The sequence below is a fragment of the Paenibacillus barcinonensis genome (assembly GCF_003217495.1).
Classification (GTDB): domain Bacteria; phylum Bacillota; class Bacilli; order Paenibacillales; family Paenibacillaceae; genus Paenibacillus; species Paenibacillus barcinonensis.
The window spans coordinates 190,096-203,604 of sequence record NZ_QJSW01000001.1 but is presented as its reverse complement, the minus strand read 5'-3'; the positions used below and the strand labels follow the sequence as shown (position 1 = coordinate 203,604).

Here is a 13,509-nt window from a genome sequence, read left to right as displayed (position 1 = left end):
CGAATTACAGCAGATATTGAAGCATGAAAAGGAGGACAAGTTGAGATGAAAACGTGGATAAGAAAGTTACGGATGATTGGTTTGAGCATGGCCATCGTAACAGCTTCATTGGGTGCAATAGGCGTGTCTGGGACTGCGGCGGCGGCTCCAAGTGAAGCTTATGAATGGAAAAATGTTGTGACTGGTGGAGGAGGGGGATATATACCGGGTATTATCTTTAACGAATCCGAAAAGGATTTGATCTATGCCCGTACAGACATTGGGGGAGCTTATCGCTGGAATCCCGCAGACAGTAGCTGGAAACCGCTAACCGATTTTGTAGGGTGGGACGACTGGAACAACAATGGGGTGGACGCACTGGCTACGGACCCGGTGGACCCGGATCGTGTGTATATGGCTGTAGGCACGTATACGAATTCATGGGTGAAGGATAACGGATATATTTTTCGATCCACAGACCGGGGAGATACATGGCAGCAGACAGAACTTCCCTTCAAGGTAGGGGGTAACATGCCTGGCCGCTCCATGGGAGAACGTTTGGCGATAGACCCGAATGATCATCGAATTTTATATTTTGGTGCGCGCAGTGGTAACGGGTTATGGAAAAGCACCGATTATGGAGTAACCTGGAGCAAAGTGACCAGCTTTCCGAATCCGGGGAACTATGTTGAGAATCCGGGCAATGAATACACGAGTGACATCACAGGCTTGGCCTGGATCACGTTTGATAAAACAACTGGCTCAGCAGGACAGGCAACACAGACAATCTATGTTGGAGTAGCGGATAAAAGTGAAAGCATATATCGCAGTACAAATGGCGGCTTGACCTGGACTGCAATTCCTGGGCAACCGACCGGTTATCTGCCTCATCATGGGAAGATGGATGTTGATGGCAGTCTGTATATTACCTATAGTAACGGTGCAGGCCCCTATGATGGCACAAAGGGAGAGGTCTGGAAGCTGAACACAGTCACAGGAATGTGGAAAAATATTAGCCCTGTGCCGAGCATTAGTTCGGATAATTATTATGGTTATGGTGGTCTGGCTATTGATGCACAGGAACCTGGTACTCTCATGGTAGCCACGATGAATTCCTGGTGGCCTGATGCGATTCTGTTCCGAAGCAAGGATGGCGGGGATACGTGGACACGCATCTGGGATTTCGAAGGATATCCTGATCGCAAATTCAGATATACACAGGATATTTCGGCAGCACCTTGGTTAACTTTTGCTGTTAATCCTGCACCACCGGAAATCTCGCCTAAGCTTGGCTGGATGATTAGTGCACTGGAGATTGATCCGTTTGATTCAGATCGAATGATGTATGGGACGGGTGCAACCATCTATGGCACAAACAACCTCACGGATTGGGATCAGGATGAAAAAATTCATATTACAGTTATGGCCAAAGGCATTGAAGAGACCAATGTGCTTGATCTGATCAGCCCGCCAAGCGGAGCGAATCTGGTCAGTGCTTTGGGCGATATTGCGGGGTTCCGTCATGATGATCTGACTCAAGCACCAGCGAAGATGTTCTCGAATCCAAACTATCCTTCCACGGAAAGCATTGATTTTGCAGAATTAAGTCCGAATACGATGGTGCGGGTGGGTAAAGCCGATTACACGGTTGATTCCAATGCCAGATCCATAGGGCTATCCAGTGATGGAGGCAGCACATGGTACAAAGCAAGCGCAGAGCCTTCAGGCACGACAGGAGGCGGGACTGTTGCTATCTCGGCAAGTGGCAATCGCCTGGTGTGGAGCACATCCGATCGAGGCGTGTTTCACTCTGCGAGCGGTGATTCATGGACGGCCAGCACGGGAATCCCTGCACAGGCCAAAGTGATCTCCGATCGGGTGAACCCGAACAAGTTCTACGGCTTCGCAGTCGGTAAAGTTTATGTAAGCACCAATGGCGGAGCCTCGTTCACCGTATCACCAGCTACAGGGCTTCCGGTGGAAGGCAACTCGGACCTTCATGCTGTGCCGGGAGTAGAAGGTGAATTGTGGTTCGCAGGAGGTAATGAAGAAGAGGGCCCTTACGGTCTGTGGCACTCAACAGACTCAGGAGCAACCTTCACCAAGCTTGCCAATGTTGAAGAAGCTGACAGCATCGGATTTGGTAAAGCAGCTCCGGGGCAAAGTGTTGTTGCCTTGTATACCGTGGCACAGATTGATGGAACACGCGGGTTTTTCCGCTCCGATGACGGCGGGGCGAGTTGGGTGCGCATTAACGACGATCAGCATCAATATGCCCGTGTAACGACAATTACAGGCGACCCGCGTATATACGGCAGAGTATACCTGGGTACCAATGGACGCGGAATACTCTATGCAGATCCGGTTAACGGAAATGGCGGAGGGACTACCCCTGTGTCCAATTCAACGATTAATCCTGCGACAGCTCAGTTTGATCTAAACCCTGATCATCAGGCCGATATCCCTGTGATGTTAACACTTAATGGAAATACACTGCTCTCTGTCCGCAATGGAAACACAATCCTTGAGGCCGGAACCGATTACACGATAACAGGTAATCAGGTTATGCTTAATAAAGCCTACCTGGCTACATTACCAAAAGGAACAGCCACATTAACGTTCCAGTTCAGTGCAGGCAATCCTGCCATATTAAGTCTGACTATCAAGGATACAACAGTGGTGATTCCAAGTGGTACGATTCGGATCGAGATGTATAACGGCACCACTGCTGCTTCCAGCAGCTCCATTAATCCCAAATTCAGACTGACGAATACAGGCACGGCTCCACTGAATCTGTCGGATGTGAAAATTCGATATTACTATACAATTAACGGCAACCAGCCACAAAATTTCTTCTGTGATTGGGCCGCTGTGGGCAACAACAATATAACCGGTACCTTTAGTGCCTTGACTCCAGGGCTGCCAGGAGCGGATCATGTGCTGGAGATTGGCTTCAAAGCTTCGGCTGGAACGTTGAATGCAGGACAAAGCACTGAGATTCAGACCCGTTTTTCCAAAGACAACTGGACCAATTATAACCAAACGGATGATTACTCCTTCGCAAATGCACTTACCTCATATACGGACTGGTCGAAAGTAACCGGATATGTAGCTGATCAGCTGCAATGGGGAGTGGAGCCTTAATACTGGATTTCTGCAACAAGCATAACAGAATAACCGAAGAAGTCCCTGTACGTCTGACTAGGTCATGACTTTTTGGGACTTCTTTTCTTGTCGAAATATAGTGTACACTATGGATAGTTACTATTGCTTAAACATAGGATTTAAGATATAACAAGATGTACAATTATTTTAATGTTAATGTAACCGCTAACAAGGGCAAGCTTCACTACAAAGGCTAAACAGTATAGAGATAGAGTGAGATACAAGACAGGGGGGTCGCGATCATGAACCGGTTGTGCAAGGTGCTGATTGTTGACGATGAGTTTCTGGTTAGACAAGGTATAAAGCACCATATGAACTGGGAAGCCGAAGGCTTTAACATCGTTGGAGAGGCCTCCAATGGCGAAGAGGGTTTGCAGCAGGTAGAGCTGTTGAAACCGGATATTGTCATAACCGACATCGTGATGCCTGTTATGAACGGTGAAACATTTGTCCGTACACTCAAGGCGGCTTATCCGCAGATTGAGGTTATTGTGCTGAGCAGTTTTAGTGAATTTGAGTATGTTCGATCGACACTGCAGCATGGAGCAGCGGACTACATATTGAAGCCAAAGCTGGACACTAACGAACTGCTTGAAGTGCTCAGACGCACGGCTGGAAAAATTCCAGAGCTTCACTATGAGCCTTCACATGATGGCTATCGAATCGGTCAACTGATGGAGAAAATGTTATCCGGGTTTACGCTGGATGAAGAAAACGAGATGCCGAAGGTGCGGGAAACTTTCCCGCTAGGCTCCTTTCGTCTTTTCGCTTTTCAGCCGGAGAACGGACTGAAAAATCAGGAGCATGAGCGGATTGAAGCAGAATTACGAAAACGTCTGCCTGAGGTTGGATGCGCAATCTTGCCTGCGGAGAGTAGCCTGCCTGTCCTGCTGCTGAATGTAAAACCAGAGCAGGATGAAGAAATGGTTGAACAGATTCGGGAGTGGGCTAAGGAAGCGGGAACGGGGAATGACACTTCGGTATGGGTGCTCAGCGAGAAATTTGGTTCATTTGAAAAGATGGGAGAAATCTATCGTGAGCGAATGGTTAAATTAATGGAGTTTTCGTTCTATTATACAGATCGCTCAATTCTGGTGGATGGCGAGCTTCCGCCGATGCATCCCGCAGGATATCAGTTCAATGTAAACATGTTTTTGCAGCATGTGAAACGCAATCGGGTAGAGGCTGCCAGAGAATATTTACGTGATCATACAGCGTCGCTCGGGCGGGACTATATCGCGGATGTATTTGAGATCAAATCCTTTCTGGGCAACCTGATCTTCAATGTTACTATTACCTTGGCAGATATGGACGTGCAATCTTCAGGACTCGAGGAGAGCAAGTATACGTATTTCAAAAACGTCGATGGGGCTTCAAGTCTGAGCGAATTGATGCAGGAGCTGGATCAATTTATGACCGAGGTCGAGGAATGTGTCTCCGGCTCAGGAGGCAAACGAAGTGATCCCAATATGAAAATGCTGCTGGATTACATGCATGAGAACTTCGATCAGCCACTGGGCCTGTCCGAGGTGGCGAAGCATTTTCATTTTAACCCCTCGTACCTGTCCAGTTATTTCTCGTCACACAAAAAAGAAGGTTTTAATGAATATTTGAACAAAATTCGCATTGAAAAGGCTGAGGAGCTACTGCGTTCAGATGATGTGACGATATCGGAAATCAGCAGTATGGTAGGATACTCAGATCACAGCTATTTCTGTAAAGTGTTCAAAAAATTCACTGGACTATCACCAAGCCGATACCGGCGCAAATTCTGGGCTTAAACTCCCGTGCCAGATTCCGGGATAGAAGGTTAAAGAAATGGATGAGATGTATTCATGAAAAAATGGTTGAACAGCGGCTTGTCTCGTCTTGGACTGTTTCCGAAGCTGATTCTGGTCATGGTCGTCAGCATTGTACTTGTCTCTGTGCTTATCTTATGGACAACAATTCATATGTCTACCAACCTGTTTACAGAAACGTTCAGCATCACGAATTCCAAGGTGCTCAGCCAGATCAAGACAAACTTTGATGCGTTTAACGATTCAATTGCCGCAGTGACCAATAACGTATCGCAAAGCGCGGCGATACGCGGCTTTTTATCAGAAGGGGACGGGGATTCAGTCACCTTGTCCAAATCATACTATAATATGCGGGAAACGATGAAGCGAGTGCAATCCATGATTGAGTTTTATGAGGTAGGCATTACCATTGCGGGTGCGAATGGACGCTCCTTCTCAACCAACCCCTCCTATATCCAGAAAACGGCAGAAGAGCTAAGGCAGGAGCAGATTACGAAGGCGGCCGCCCAGTCGCCGAGCAGATTAATTTTTGACGACTATCAGAGTAAAACCAAAGAGGGCGAGCTGCAGATGATCTCTGCTACGAAGGCTTTGACAGACCGAACAAGAAACCGCATGTACGGTACGGTATATATTACGATGAGAGAAGAGGCATTCCGTCAGTTCTATGACAATTTTACGAGTCGGGGTAACGATGTGGTCATCATGAACGAAAAGGGAGAGATTGTCTCCTCGAACCGGGAAGACTGGATTGGCACGATCCAGCCTGAATTATTATCATATGCCGAGACGATAAAAGAAAATGCTCCCAAGAACATTACGGCACGTGTAATGGGACAGGAGAGCATTATCATATCGGAATATTTGCCATTCTACCGTTTTTATCTAGTCAACATCCTGGATAAGAAGTCTGCAATGGGGCAGCTCATCGACATGAAGACGGTAGCTTTAATCTGTGCTGCGATTGTCATCGGAGCTCTACTGCTGGTGTTTCTCATTACAAATCAGATGACGAAATCACTGCGCAGACTTGTGAAGCAGATGTCCAACGTTACGAAAAGTGATCTGGACAACTATATTCCGGTTAGCGGCAGTTATGAGAGCAGACAGCTCGGGCATGCGTATAATTACATGTTAGATGAGCTGCATGACTATGTGGATCAGCTTGTGCAGACTCAGCGTGAGCAGCGTAATGCTGAACTTGCTGCATTGCAGAGTCAGATTAATCCGCATTTCCTCTATAACACGCTGGCTTCGATCAAAGTTCTCGTGCAGCAGGGCAACAAGGACAAGGCTGCGGAGACCATCAATGCGCTAATCGGGTTGTTACAGAATACGATTAGTGATGTAAGCGAGACCGTTACTGTAGAGAAGGAAATTGAGAATTTGAAAAACTATGTCTTCATTAATCATGTGCGTTATGGAGGTCGCATCAAAGCTGCCTTCTATGTAGCGCCGGATTGTACACATTATCATGTACCCAAGCTGGTCATTCAGCCTTTTATTGAAAATGCCTTCTTCCACGGGTTTATCAAAAAAGAAATGGGCACCATTCATGTCATGGTGTCCCGTGCAGGAGAATCACTCATCTGCGAAATTATGGATAATGGTGATGGTATTGAAGGCTTGAATATGGAGGGAGCACTGCCTAATCCCCAAAATAATCGTCAGCTGTTCAGCGGTATAGGAATCCGTAATGTTCATGACCGGATTGAGCTTCTGTATGGCTCTCCATATGGGGTAACAATTATGAGCACCGTTGGAGAAGGAACGAGAGTGACCGTAACACTGCCTTTGATTACAGGTTAGGTAGAGCACCATAGGATGCCTAAAATTACACAAACCCTTCATTTCTGTTGTTTGGAGATGAGGGGTTTTTCTATGTAAATTTATGAGCCGTCTGCATAGTTGTAAAATATTCAGCTCAAAATAATACAAAATCAAAAGAAAGTACAAAAAGCTAAATTAAGTGCAACCGTTTTCTGTAAAGGTTTTCATTGTGGCAATAAGAAGACAAATCTGCACAAAATTTTTACTAACGAATGGAGAAATGGGAATGATAAGATGAATACATCGAAAGCAACCGCTTTCAGAAAACGCAAACAAATTTACAAACAAAGAGGTCGAAGGGGAGTTGAATGGTTTGAAAAAAATGTGGGTTTTGATGCTCGTAACCGTATTGCTGTTGTCCGCATGTTCATCCGGCGGTGGAGGTAAAGAAGCTGCAAGCGGTGGCGGCAGCGAGAAAGCTAAAGAAATTACGATCTGGGCTTGGGATAAAGCATTTAACGTAGGTGCTCTGGAACAGGCTAAAGCGATTTATCAAAAAGAAAATCCTGATCTGAAGATCAACATCATTGAAAATGCTCAAGATGCGATCATTCAGAAGCTGAACACAGGCTTGAACTCCGGAACAAGCAGCGGTCTTCCAAACGTTGTCTTGATTGAAGACTACCGTGCACAAAGCTTCCTGAGTGCTTACCCGGATGCGTTCAAAGATTTGTCTTCTACAATCAAAGCATCTGACTTTGCAGATTACAAAATCGGGCCAACTTCTTATGAAGGTAAACAATACGGAATTCCGTTTGACTCTGGCGTAGCTGGTTTGTACTACAGAACAGACTTGCTTGAGCAAGCAGGCTACAAAGCCGCTGACCTGCAAGACATCACTTGGGACGATTACATCAAAATCGGTCAAGATGTAAAAGCAAAAACAGGTAAAGAGCTGCTGTCTCTTGACCCGAACGACCTGGGTATCATCCGTATGATGATCCAAACTGCAGGTAAATGGTACACAGCTGAAGACGGTAAAACACCTGATCTGAACAACAACCCTGCGCTGAAAGAAGCGTTCGAAACATACAAAAAAATGATGGATGCTAACGTTGTTAAATTGCACTCTGACTGGAGTCAATTCGTTGCCAATGCCAATAACGGCAGCGTAGCAACAATTCCTACAGGTAACTGGTTCTCACCATCTGTACGTCAAGAGGCTTCCCAATCCGGTAAATGGGCTGTAGCTCCAATCCCGAAAATGGCTGGTCAAGCGAACTCTGTACACGCATCCAACTTGGGTGGTAGCTCATGGTACATCATGAACAATGTTCCTGGTGCAGATCAAGCAGCTGACTTCATGGCTAAAACGTTCGGTTCCGACAAACAACTGTATCAAGATCTGTTGACTAAAATCGGTGCGATCGGTACGTACAAACCAGCTGTTGATGGTGAAGCATACAACAAACCAGACGAGTTCTTCGGTGGTCAAAAAATCTTCGCTGATTTCGCTAACTGGACTAAAGAAATTCCAAAAGTAAACTATGGTAGCAACACTTATGCAATCGAAGATATTCTGGTTGTTGAAATGCAAGCATATCTGAACGGTAAATCACTTGATGATGTTCTGAATGATGCACAAAAACAAGCAGAAGCACAATTAAACTAAACCAACCAAGGTAACTTATAGAACCTAGGAAACAATGGAGCCATCTCCCTTGTCTGGCGCAAGTCGAGCTGGACATGGCGAGAGGCTCTGTAGGTTCTACCCATGTTGCATGGAGAGAGAGGAGCCATACTGTGAAAGCCATAAATACAGGAGACAGTCTCCAAAAGAAAAATAATTTGACTGGATGGGCTTTTGTTTTGCTGGCTGTTGTCGGAATCGTAGCCTTCTACTTTTATCCGATGATCGAAGCGCTGCTCTTATCATTCAAGTCTGGCAAAGGTGCCAACCTTGAGTTTTCGGGCCTTGCGAACTACAAAAGATTGCTTGTAGATACAACGTTTCGCACAGCATTATCCAACACGTTTATTTACTTAATCATTCAAGTACCTTTAATGATCGTTCTCGGTTTGTTCATTTCTGTATTGCTGAATGACAGCACACTGCGTTTCCGCAGCTTTTTCCGAACTGCTATCTTCTTGCCTTGTGTAACTTCACTTGTTGCTTACTCCGTTGTATTCAAATATTTGTTTGCACCGGATGGTATGGTGAACCAGGCATTACTGGGATTACACATTATCGGCACACCCATTCAATGGATTACTGACCCGTTCTGGGCTAAAATTACGATCATAATCGCCGTTACTTGGCGTTGGACCGGATATAACATGATATTCTATCTGTCATCCCTGCAAAACATTGATCAATCCATCTATGAAGCAGCGAAGATTGACGGAGCGAATGCCTTCACACAATTTTTCAAAATCACTGTTCCATTGCTTAAACCAATCATTCTCTTCACCTCCATTACATCAACGATCGGTACATTGCAAATCTTTGACGAGATCATGAATATTACCAAAGGTGGACCGGGTAACGCGACCATGTCGATTTCCCAATATATTTACAACCTTTCGTTCAAATATTCACCAGACTTCGGTTACGCAGCAACCGTTTCGTATTCCATCGTAATTCTGATCATTATTTTGTCCATTATCCAGTTTAAAGTGGCAGGTGATAATAAAAATGGCTAAAACAAGAGCAAAACGCATTTTCACATATGTCTTCCTGTCCATCGTCGCTTTTATTTCCATTTTCCCATTTTTCTGGATGATCGTCAGTGCTACAAACAAATCGGTAGACGTGACTAAAGGCACCTTGTTGCCAGGCTCAGCGTTAATCGACAACATTAACAAGCTGCTTGACTCCACTAATCTGGTTCAGGCACTGGGTAATTCAGCGATTATCTCGATCGTTTCCACTGTCCTGGCTCTATTGATTGGTTCCATGGCAGGTTACGGGTTTGAAGTATATCGTACGAAATCCCGTGATTTGGTATTTAACATCTTGTTGATGTCGATGATGATTCCATTTGCAGCAATTATGATTCCGCTCTATCGTATGTTTGCAACCATTTCGAGCACAGTACCAGCAATCGGTATCAACACCATGGGATCCGTTATTCTGCCGACCATCACAACAGCGTTCCTGATCTTCTTCTTCCGTCAGAACACCAAAATGTTCCCGAAAGACTTGCTGGAAGCTGGACGTATTGACGGTCTGAGCGAATTGGGTATTTTCTTGAAGATCTATATGCCGACGATGAAAACAACCTATGCAGCAGCGGCGATCATTACGTTCATGAGCAGCTGGAACAACTACCTGTGGCCGCTCATCGTATTGCAAACGCCGGATCAGCAAACCATTCCGTTGTTGATTTCCAACCTTGGCGCAGGTTATGCTCCTGACTATGGGGTTATCATGACAGCCGTGGTTATCGCAACTCTGCCAACAGCACTAGTGTTCTTCATTATGCAGAAACACTTTGTTGCAGGTATGGTTGGTTCGGTAAAATAAAGTTAACCGCATATGACGTCCATAAGGACGAATGCAGGAAAGAAGGGAGGACGCCTGTACAGGCGTACCTCTGTCTTTTTTGTATAAAGCAAAGATTAGGTACATTCTGTTGTAAGCTTGAAATAACTCAAAACGATATTCGTTCTAAAGAGGGAGAGAGAGCCGATGAAAGCAACAAAGGCAGATATCAACTGGCTGGGAGATGTAAGTGTATTTGAGGTGAACCGTCTTCACGCATACTCTGATCACCGTTATTACCGCACGATGGAAGAGGCTGTCGCTAACGCTTCTATGTCGATGCGTTATGATCTGAACGGAACCTGGAAATTCAACTATTCGATCCGTCCAGATTGCCGTCCTGAGCTGTTCTATACTTCTGAATATTCCAGTGAGGGTTGGGATGATATCGAAGTGCCCGGACATATTCAACTTCAGGGATATGGACAGATTCAATATGTGAATACACAGTATCCATGGGACGGTCTGAATGAGCTTCGTCCACCAGCACTGCCACAGGACAAAAATGCGGTGGGTAGCTACATTCGCACATTCCATCTGCCAACAGGCTGGGAAGCAAATCCGGTATATATTTCATTCCAGGGTGTGGAATCGGCATTTTATGTATGGCTGAACGGGCAGTTTGTCGGTTACGGAGAAGACAGCTTTACACCATCTGACTTTGACCTTACACCATTCCTTCAGGATGGAGAGAACAAGCTGGCTGTTGAAGTATATCAACGCAGCACCGGCAGCTGGCTGGAGGATCAGGACTTCTGGCGTTTCTCCGGTATTTTCAGAGATGTATATCTGTATACCGTGCCAGCTGCACACGTTCGTGACGTTCATGTTCGTACGGATCTGGATGCTTCGTATACAAATGGAACATTGGAACTCGATTTGAAACTGGAAGGAAAAGCGGCAGCAGGTGCACGGATCGAAGCTGAACTTGTGGACAAGGACGGAAATACGGTCAAAAGTATGGGCGGTAATGAAGTGGGTAATGGTCTGGTGCAACTTCGAGAAGAAATCGGTAAAGTAAACCTCTGGAGTGCAGAAATTCCGTATCTGTATCGTTTATATATCCGTGTATATGATGCAGCAGGCAACCTTGTGGAAGTTGTTCCGCAAGCAGTTGGATTCCGTAAATTCGAAATGATCGACAAAGTGATGCATATCAACGGCAAACGTATCGTGTTCAAAGGCGTAAATCGTCACGAGTTTAACCCGCGCCGTGGACGTGCTGTAACGAAGGAAGATATGCTGTGGGATGTACGTACGATCAAGCAGAACAATATGAACGCGGTTCGTACATCACACTATCCAAATCAGAGTCTGTGGTACGAGTTGTGCGACGAATACGGGCTCTATGTCATTGACGAGATGAATCTGGAGACTCACGGCTCCTGGCAGAAGCTTGGCGTGGTAGAACCTTCATGGGTTATCCCTGGCGACAAGCCAGAGTGGCATGACATTGTTATGGATCGTGCAATCTCCATGGTGGAGCGTGACAAAAACCATCCGTCCATTCTGATCTGGTCCTGCGGTAACGAATCTCATGGCGGTGAAGTGATCTACAAAGTGTCACAGTATTTCAAATCAGCAGATCCAACACGGATGGTTCATTATGAAGGTGTATTCCACGATCGTCGTTTCAATGACACAAGTGACATGGAATCCCGGATGTATGCGAAACCGGCTGACATCGAAGAATTCCTGAACGATAATCCGACCAAGCCATATATCAGCTGTGAATACATGCATGCCATGGGTAACTCCATCGGTGGTATGCATAAATACACGGAACTTGAAGACAGGTACCCGATGTATCAGGGTGGATTTATCTGGGACTACATCGACCAATCCATCTACAAAAAGGATCGTTACGGTAAAGAATATTTGGCATATGGTGGAGACTTTGGAGACCGTCCATCGGATTATTCCTTCTGTGGCAACGGGATTGTTCATGCAGATCGTAAAGTGACGGCCAAAATGCAGGAGGTTAAATTCCTGTATCAGAATATCAAGCTGTTCCCTAGCCGTGACGGCGTTAAAATTGTAAACCAGAACCTGTTCGCAGATACATCAGCGCTTGAACTGGTGTACAGCCTTGAGCGCGAAGGACATGAAGTGCTGCGTGGCACACTGGATGTGAATGTTGGTGCGGAAAGTGAAACCGTAGTTGAACTTCCTTTGAATGCAAAGGCTCTTGAAGGTGGCGAATATGCTGTCAACGTGGCGTTTGTGCTCAAAGCAGCAACATTATGGGCTGACAAAGGTGACGAAGTGGCATTTGGCCAGTTTATTTTCACTCAAGAAGGAAGCCAAGCAGCGGTTACAACGGACAAAAACGTTGTGAGCAATATCCAGGTGGTTGAAGGCGACGTAAACATCGGCGTTCGTGTTGGTCAAACACATGTGTTGTTCTCCAAACACTTTGGAACGTTGGTTTCCCTGAAATTCTCTGGCCGCGAAACCATTGCAATCCCGCCTGCACCACTGTTCTGGCGTGCAACGACAGACAATGATAAGGGTACCGCGATGGGCTTTGAGCTTGGTGCATGGTATGCTGCCAGCCTGTTGCCTCGTTGTGTGGAATGGAAGCATGAACAGAGTGCGGATCAATACCGGATCGAGTTCACGTACAAACTCAACATCTCGACAGATGTAGAGGTTAGAGTGATCTATACCGTGCTTGCCGATGGCAGTGTGCATGTGCATAACACGTACAAAGGCACCGAGGGTCTGCCGAACCTGCCAATGCACGCGCTTTCGTTCAGAACGTCGCCGGACTATGAAAATGTGGAATGGCTGGCGATGGGACCAGAGGAGAATTACTCCGATCGTGCATTTGGTGCACGTCTCGGCATTCATGGCAGCAAGGTTGCGGACACGATGGCTCCGTATCTTGTACCACAGGAGTCGGGTAACCGTACAGGCGTACGCTGGGCCAAGCTGACGGACAATGCTGGATGCGGGTTTAAGATAGAAGCTTCCGGTGCTCCGGTAGAGCTGAATGTGTCACCATATACAGCGTTTGAACTTGAAAATGCACAGCATGTATATGAACTGCCACCTGTTCACTATACTGTAGTGACCGTAGCTGGCAAACAAATGGGTGTTGGCGGTGACGACAGCTGGGGCGCTCCGGTGCATCCAGAATATCAAATCCCTTCCAACGGTGAGCTGAGCTTCGAATTTGTCATTCGTTCACTGTAAGAGAAGGTTAATTAAAACTCGGTGCGCAGGCTTATATTTCAAGTCTGTAAGCCG

The 13,509-nt window shown here is 46.1% G+C and carries 7 protein-coding genes; all 7 read left to right on the top strand.

Features of this window, described 5'->3' with window-relative positions:
* The first annotated feature begins 45 nt into the window (after positions 1–45).
* The 7 genes from DFQ00_RS00960 (at position 46) to lacZ (ending at position 13,455) form a co-directional block, all read left to right on the top strand.
* Positions 46–3,123: a X2-like carbohydrate binding domain-containing protein gene (locus tag DFQ00_RS00960; RefSeq protein ID WP_425270997.1), complete on the top strand. Its 3,078-nt coding sequence runs from the start codon at positions 46–48 to the stop codon at positions 3,121–3,123.
* A gap of 263 nt (positions 3,124–3,386) precedes the next feature.
* Entirely contained in the window at positions 3,387–4,925 is a 1,539-nt protein-coding gene (locus tag DFQ00_RS00955) for a response regulator transcription factor (protein ID WP_110893260.1), read from the top strand.
* 54 nt (positions 4,926–4,979) lie between these two features.
* Entirely contained in the window at positions 4,980–6,752 is a 1,773-nt protein-coding gene (locus tag DFQ00_RS00950) for a cache domain-containing sensor histidine kinase (protein WP_110893258.1), read from the top strand.
* Between the two features lie 334 nt (positions 6,753–7,086).
* Positions 7,087–8,385, top strand: coding sequence for an extracellular solute-binding protein (locus tag DFQ00_RS00945; RefSeq protein ID WP_208643735.1), 1,299 nt, complete (start codon positions 7,087–7,089; stop codon positions 8,383–8,385).
* Between the two features lie 131 nt (positions 8,386–8,516).
* Positions 8,517–9,416 carry a carbohydrate ABC transporter permease gene (locus DFQ00_RS00940; RefSeq protein WP_110893256.1) on the top strand — a complete coding sequence of 300 codons (900 nt, stop codon included), beginning with the start codon at positions 8,517–8,519 and terminating at the stop codon, positions 9,414–9,416.
* The gene (locus tag DFQ00_RS00935; RefSeq protein WP_110893253.1) at positions 9,409–10,239 is read left to right on the top strand and encodes a carbohydrate ABC transporter permease; all 831 of its coding nucleotides are present in this window, start codon (positions 9,409–9,411) and stop codon (positions 10,237–10,239) included. The genes DFQ00_RS00940 and DFQ00_RS00935 overlap by 8 nt, the downstream gene beginning before the upstream one ends.
* 165 nt (positions 10,240–10,404) lie before the next feature.
* Positions 10,405–13,455 carry a beta-galactosidase, LacZ type gene (gene lacZ, locus DFQ00_RS00930; protein WP_110893251.1) on the top strand — a complete coding sequence of 1,017 codons (3,051 nt, stop codon included), beginning with the start codon at positions 10,405–10,407 and terminating at the stop codon, positions 13,453–13,455.
* Positions 13,456–13,509 lie beyond the last annotated feature (54 nt).

What these genes read in the sequence shown, in the direction of transcription:
- DFQ00_RS00960 (WP_425270997.1), top strand. Translation starts at nt 46, where the DNA reads ATGAAAACGTGGATAAGAAAGTTACGGATGATTGGTTTGAGCATGGCC.
- DFQ00_RS00955 (WP_110893260.1), top strand. Translation starts at nt 3,387, where the DNA reads ATGAACCGGTTGTGCAAGGTGCTGATTGTTGACGATGAGTTTCTGGTT.
- DFQ00_RS00950 (WP_110893258.1), top strand. Translation starts at nt 4,980, where the DNA reads ATGAAAAAATGGTTGAACAGCGGCTTGTCTCGTCTTGGACTGTTTCCG.
- DFQ00_RS00935 (WP_110893253.1), top strand. Translation starts at nt 9,409, where the DNA reads ATGGCTAAAACAAGAGCAAAACGCATTTTCACATATGTCTTCCTGTCC.
- lacZ (WP_110893251.1), top strand. Translation starts at nt 10,405, where the DNA reads ATGAAAGCAACAAAGGCAGATATCAACTGGCTGGGAGATGTAAGTGTA.